Source organism: Lachnospira hominis (ex Liu et al. 2021), from assembly GCF_014287955.1.
Taxonomy (GTDB): domain Bacteria; phylum Bacillota; class Clostridia; order Lachnospirales; family Lachnospiraceae; genus Lachnospira; species Lachnospira hominis.
The window spans coordinates 1-5,326 of sequence record NZ_JACOPD010000018.1 but is presented as its reverse complement, the minus strand read 5'-3'; the positions used below and the strand labels follow the sequence as shown (position 1 = coordinate 5,326).

Annotated in this window: 8 protein-coding genes and 1 pseudogene; 2 read left to right on the top strand and 7 right to left on the bottom strand. The window is 35.1% G+C overall.

The window, feature by feature from the left end; translation table 11 throughout:
• The first annotated feature begins 490 nt into the window (after nt 1-490).
• Nucleotides 491-754 (top strand): annotated as a pseudogene (locus tag H8S01_RS13790) (DUF6061 family protein).
• Between the two features lie 41 nt (nt 755-795).
• Here the strand turns inward: H8S01_RS13790 and H8S01_RS13785 are convergent.
• Nucleotides 796-1,395 carry a DUF1349 domain-containing protein gene (locus H8S01_RS13785; protein WP_015559396.1) on the bottom strand — a complete coding sequence of 200 codons (600 nt, stop codon included), beginning with the start codon at nt 1,393-1,395 and terminating at the stop codon, nt 796-798.
• Nucleotides 1,396-1,437: 42 nt separating this feature from the next.
• Nucleotides 1,438-2,649 carry an MFS transporter gene (locus H8S01_RS13780; RefSeq protein ID WP_186837539.1) on the bottom strand — a complete coding sequence of 404 codons (1,212 nt, stop codon included), beginning with the start codon at nt 2,647-2,649 and terminating at the stop codon, nt 1,438-1,440.
• Nucleotides 2,650-2,764: 115 nt separating this feature from the next.
• On the opposite strand from H8S01_RS13780, the gene H8S01_RS13775 reads away from it, so the two are divergent.
• Nucleotides 2,765-3,661: an AraC family transcriptional regulator gene (locus H8S01_RS13775; protein WP_243204422.1), complete on the top strand. Its 897-nt coding sequence runs from the start codon at nt 2,765-2,767 to the stop codon at nt 3,659-3,661.
• Between the two features lie 176 nt (nt 3,662-3,837).
• On the opposite strand, the gene H8S01_RS14195 is transcribed toward H8S01_RS13775, so the two are convergent.
• The 5 genes from H8S01_RS14195 to H8S01_RS13935 all read right to left on the bottom strand — a co-directional run.
• The gene (locus H8S01_RS14195) at nt 3,838-3,906 is read right to left on the bottom strand and encodes a hypothetical protein (protein WP_420323509.1); all 69 of its coding nucleotides are present in this window, start codon (nt 3,904-3,906) and stop codon (nt 3,838-3,840) included.
• A 248-nt stretch (nt 3,907-4,154) separates the two neighbouring features.
• Nucleotides 4,155-4,490: a DUF3784 domain-containing protein gene (locus tag H8S01_RS13770; protein ID WP_055291252.1), complete on the bottom strand. Its 336-nt coding sequence runs from the start codon at nt 4,488-4,490 to the stop codon at nt 4,155-4,157.
• A gap of 30 nt (nt 4,491-4,520) precedes the next feature.
• On the bottom strand, nt 4,521-4,946 hold the full coding sequence (locus H8S01_RS13765; RefSeq protein WP_186837537.1) for a GNAT family N-acetyltransferase: 426 nt from the start codon (nt 4,944-4,946) through the stop codon (nt 4,521-4,523).
• Nucleotides 4,947-5,003: 57 nt separating this feature from the next.
• Nucleotides 5,004-5,102 carry a DUF3923 family protein gene (locus H8S01_RS14555; protein ID WP_420323508.1) on the bottom strand — a complete coding sequence of 33 codons (99 nt, stop codon included), beginning with the start codon at nt 5,100-5,102 and terminating at the stop codon, nt 5,004-5,006.
• Nucleotides 5,103-5,131: 29 nt separating this feature from the next.
• On the bottom strand, nt 5,132-5,326 hold a 195-nt coding region (locus H8S01_RS13935), incomplete at its 5' end, for a hypothetical protein (protein ID WP_207723070.1).

Below are 5,326 nucleotides of genomic sequence, written 5' to 3'. Positions count from 1 at the left end.
TTTGAACCATTGGGTGCTTGGATAGATTTAGTTCTCGGTGCCCGTTTTGTCTTTTCGGTGCTCCAATTACTCATTTTTATATTTTTTCGGTGCTCGCAAGCACCATAAAATAAAAAAAAACAACAATGAAGCTTCAATCTTCACTGTTGCAAAATCAAATGTTCCCGGCGGGAATAGAACCCACAACTAGTGCTTAGGAGTTCGAAATACCACTGTAAATACATACAATGATTAATCAACCTAAGTCAAGGAAATCCTTGATTTTCCTAACTATTCTGTTACTCCCTGTCAAAATAAGAAAACCTGTTTTCATCTCTGTAAAGCACCTTTCGGTGCTCGGAGCACCCGGAGGATATAACCATTCCGTTCCATCGAGTTCACTCAGTTGGCCACCATTACGATTCAGCTTGTAACAATGATCACTTGGTTTTCTTATTAGATTAACTATATTATAACGTGCTGCAGGTCTGATGTCGATGATTTTTTGACCATATTTATTGTTTTAGCAGAATACAATCCTCAACGCAACAGCATTGATGTATATACCAGTGCTGGCTATATGCTCCGTATTGACTGTTAGGAAACTGAGAAGGATTTAAAAACCACACCCGGATCAGTCTGTTCATTAAACGCACTTGCCATTGGTGAACCACTTGAATATACAAAATTATATCTTGATGGAACGATGCAAATATGGGTGGATGCAGATGACACTCTTTATTTTTGGCTTATATTTATTATTCAATTTAACTGATAATGATTCTCATATGAGATTTATCTTTAGAAATCATATCATCAATCACGCCAGTCTGCATCTGATTCCCATTTACATTCCGTAATCTGCATATTTGAAAATGTTGCCTTATATGAGCCTTCTGTCGGGCTGCATGCATATATTCCATAAGTAATTTTTTCTGCACCTTCCCACATATGGAAAATACGCATTTGTCTGAAATTTATGCCATCCTCACTGCATTCAATACAGTAGTCACTGTCCCTTCGTGAAAAACGATACCACATACTTTTAATATCAGAGGATATGTCTGTTGTTGCCCAATCAGAATATCCATGATTGGTTACAACGCTTCCCAATCGCTGTATTTTTTTATTCTCATATTCTATAGATGCCTTAAACCAATTATCACTATTTAAATACATAGCCACACCACACTGGTCAAAACGACAGGTACTCTCGAATTCTGTTTTAACAATAAAAGAAAAGTACTTGTCCGTTGTTTCAACTTGAAATACTGGAGCATTATCATTTTGAAAACCATAATAAGTGCGTGCCCATAAGTCAGTACCCCTTTCTGTAAGAATTACAACTTTATCCTCACTAATTTGTACCTGCTTTGGTTGACGTATCCATTTAGGATTGTTTTTCAAAAATTCCATCTTTTTTCTCACTTTCTTTTTTATTTTAATAAGCAGCTATATTTAGTGCCTACTTTTCACTGTATTATAATTATTAATTTTCTTTTGTCTTCTGCAAAGAATGACTCCTATAAGTAGCAACACTGGAAAAATAATTCCTGCCAAAATTCCCATCTTTAGGTTATCCCCAAAAGCTCCTGATACCATTCCAACCAATGTAGGACCTCCTGAACAACCTATATCTCCACCTAATGCCAGCAATGCAAACATGGCTGTTCCCCCTTTGAGCAAAGCTGCTGATGCCTTGCTGAAAGTTCCAGGCCACATGATTCCCACTGAAAGCCCACAGACAGCACAGGCAATCAGATTTAATAGCGGAATCGATAATAATGAAATCCCTAAATAGGATAAAATACATAAAAAACTACTATAAATCATAAAGTGTTCCAAATTGATACGGTCACCATACTTACCATAAAACAATCTTGATATTCCCATTAGAACCGCAAATGCCATCGGCCCTGCTAAGTCGCCGGCTGCCTTTGAAATTCCAAGACCTTTTTCTGCAAAAGCAGAGGCCCATTGACTTACTGCTTGCTCACTTGCTCCTGCACATATCATCATAATCAACAAAATCCAAAAAATTTTCATCCGAAACAATTCCTTTAATCCAAGTCCGGTATCTCCATCCTCAAGCAATGGTGCAATGGGAACCTTTGAAAAAACAAAAGCATTTCCAATTGGAATAACCGCCCAAATAATGGCTAATATTTTCCAGTTATCTATACCGACTACATAAAAGAACACTGTTGATATGAGTACAACTCCGGCGTGTCCCCAGCAATAAAAAGAATGCAGCAGGCTCATTGCTTTTTCCTTATTGTCGGATGGGCAAGCCTCAACAACTGGACTGACTAGGACTTCCAAAAGTCCACCACCTACCGCATAGATCATTACAGCAATCAAAATTCCAATAAAGGAAACTGGTAAAATCTCTGGTAAAACTGTAAGAAGCAATAATCCTGCCGCTGCTAGAACATGAGCTATAATCATTGATATCCGATATCCTATTTTATCAACAAATCTGACAGAAAGAAAATCAACCAGTAGTTGTATCCCAAAATTAAAAGTCACTAACAATGTAATTTGGGAAATTGGAATATGATAGCATTTCTGAAAAAACAAAAAAAGCAGTGGTGTAAAATTATTAACGATAGCTTGTACAATATAACCTACAAAACAGGCTGTAATTGTCTTATTATATTGGCTTTTCATTTTGTCCTCCTCTAATAAATGTGATTATATCGTAAACTTTATATCTAGTCATTGTATAAAATCATATATTCATGGTACAATATAACAAATTTTATTATTTATGAGGAAATATAGCATGGAGACTTTTAAGATAACTACAGATGAAACACTACGAGAAACCATCCAGCATGGCAACAATCGTTATCCATTTGCATACTATCCTGATAATATTTGGAAATTTGACTTCCATCGCATTGACTGGCATTGGCATCATGAATTAGAATTTCTTTATACTGCTGAAGGTACTGCACTCTGCCTTATAGGTACAAGTAAAATAGAACTACATAAAGGTTGCGGCATATTTATCAATAGCGGTGTCCTGCATCGTTTTGAAGCACAAAGCAGTACATTTGCACCTAATATTGTTTTTTCGCCAACCCTATTAGCACCCGAAAACAGCCTCATTTACGAAAAATATATTCTTCCTGTGATAAGCTCGTCTGTTCCATATCAAGTTTTCAGTCCATCCAACACATTTGGGAAACAGGTGCTACAACTTTTGTCGCAAATTTGTACTATTCAGGAAACTAAGCCGGATAATGAATTATGTACTATACAACTTTTATTTCAGCTTTGGAACATATTGCAAAAAAATATGGACTGGACTTCTGATTCTAACAGTATTCATCGATTAAATCACAAACAAGCAAGATTACAAGCTATGATGCAGTATATTCATGATCACTACATGGAAGAGATTACATTGGAGGCGATTGCGGCATCGGCATCTATCAGCAAAAGTGGAGCTTTACACATTTTTCAAACTGGCATCCACTGTTCTCCGGTAGCATATCTAATTCAATACAGACTAGCACAGGCTGCTGAACAACTTTATATCACTCAAAAATCGGTTTCTTCCATTGCAAAAGAAACCGGATTTACAAGTTCCGGCTATTTCTGCCGGAAGTTTAGACAATATTATCATATGAGTCCAAATGAATACAGAAAGAAGAAAACAGAGGAAATTTCTTAATTTCTACTTTCTGTAATCATACAATATTTGGAGATGATGTTGTTTTTCGTTATATTATCTGTATCAATTATGCTGACAATATACTATTTATTCATCATATTTACAATGTTCAAAAGATAAAAGTATTCTATATGCAAATGGATAGATTTTTATATTTTATCTATCTGTTTGCAATTTTAATAATAACTCCTTGTATCCCGCCAGCCTTTCATATACCACCTGATTGCAACATATACCAGTTGCACGAATAATAAGAGAAATAGCAGATTACCACAATGAATGTCTATGCACACTCTACAAGAAAAGCCAAGCAGAATCCGCAAAGTTACTTAATAAAGTGGCAGGCTATGACTAAATAAAACTTTCCCTTATTTCCCTTACGATTATCTCATAAAGGCAAAAATAAGGGAAAATACATATCATTTCACTAATGAATGGGCTGGAATGCCTGTAAAATTGGGAAAGTTAGCCAGATATTTCGGCAAACTGGAATTTACTTTAATAAATATTTTTCAAACGCTTTATGATTATCAAAGTGGACTTCTCTAAAAAACAGAACTAACCAAATAATATAGGTTGATATAGCTATATATGGGGTTAAAAAGCAGGATAATAATGCTCCTGCCAACATTATAATAGCCCACATAAAGCACTGATTTCTTATATCACGAGAGATATGAGCTTTATCATACAATGCCTGTTCTTCTTTAGAAAATGAATTAAATCCTGAAACAAATTTTGCTGCTTTTTCCTTAAAAATCGCAAATAACACACCTATAATCAGAAATGGTATTACCAAAATTATACACGACCAAAATCCTATATTCATAATACATACCTCCGCTTCAAACTCCGATTTCTATTTTCGTTTCCATAGCATGGTGTACTCTTTTTCACCAGTAGCTTCATCCAAATCTTCACATTGAATAATGAACCCTTCTCTTTGGTAAAAAGAAATTGCTCTGGCATTCTTCTGGTATACATTTAATCGTAAGCTAACTTTTTTATCCTTAATATAATCCAATAAAAATTTACCTATGCCACATGACTGCATTTCATCAGAGACAAAAATACCTTCGATATATTCATCATTTAGTCCTACAAATCCTTGTATCATTTTATCCGCTTCAAACACATAGACTTCGGATTGTGGCATCATTTCTTTCACTAATTCATAATTACTTTTCCAGTATTGATTGGAAATAAAATAATGTGCTTTCAGATTTGTCTTTAACCATATGTCAGCAACTCTATCGATATCTCCGTTCAGCAACTTTCTAATCATAACAAATATTCTCCATACCTACATCCTTTATGCTTTTCTCTTTTTTCCATTCTATCGCTAATACGCCAAGATAAAAATTCCCCATACAGCAAAACTAATCAACTTTACTTCTAACGTTTGTACAGCACAATGTCCATCTACTGTTCTTGTGAACAAGAAAACACTAACACATCTATTCTGTGTAGTTACTCCAAAAAGGAAATTTGGATTTCCTCTGCAAGAATATCAAGCAAAATGGAAAAAGCATTACTGCTCAGAATATTTGAACCATTGGGTGCTTGGATAGATTTAGTTCTCGGTGCCCGTTTTGTCTTTTCGGTGCTCCAATTACTCATTTTTATATTTTTTCGGTGCTCGCAAGCACCATAAAATAAAAAAAA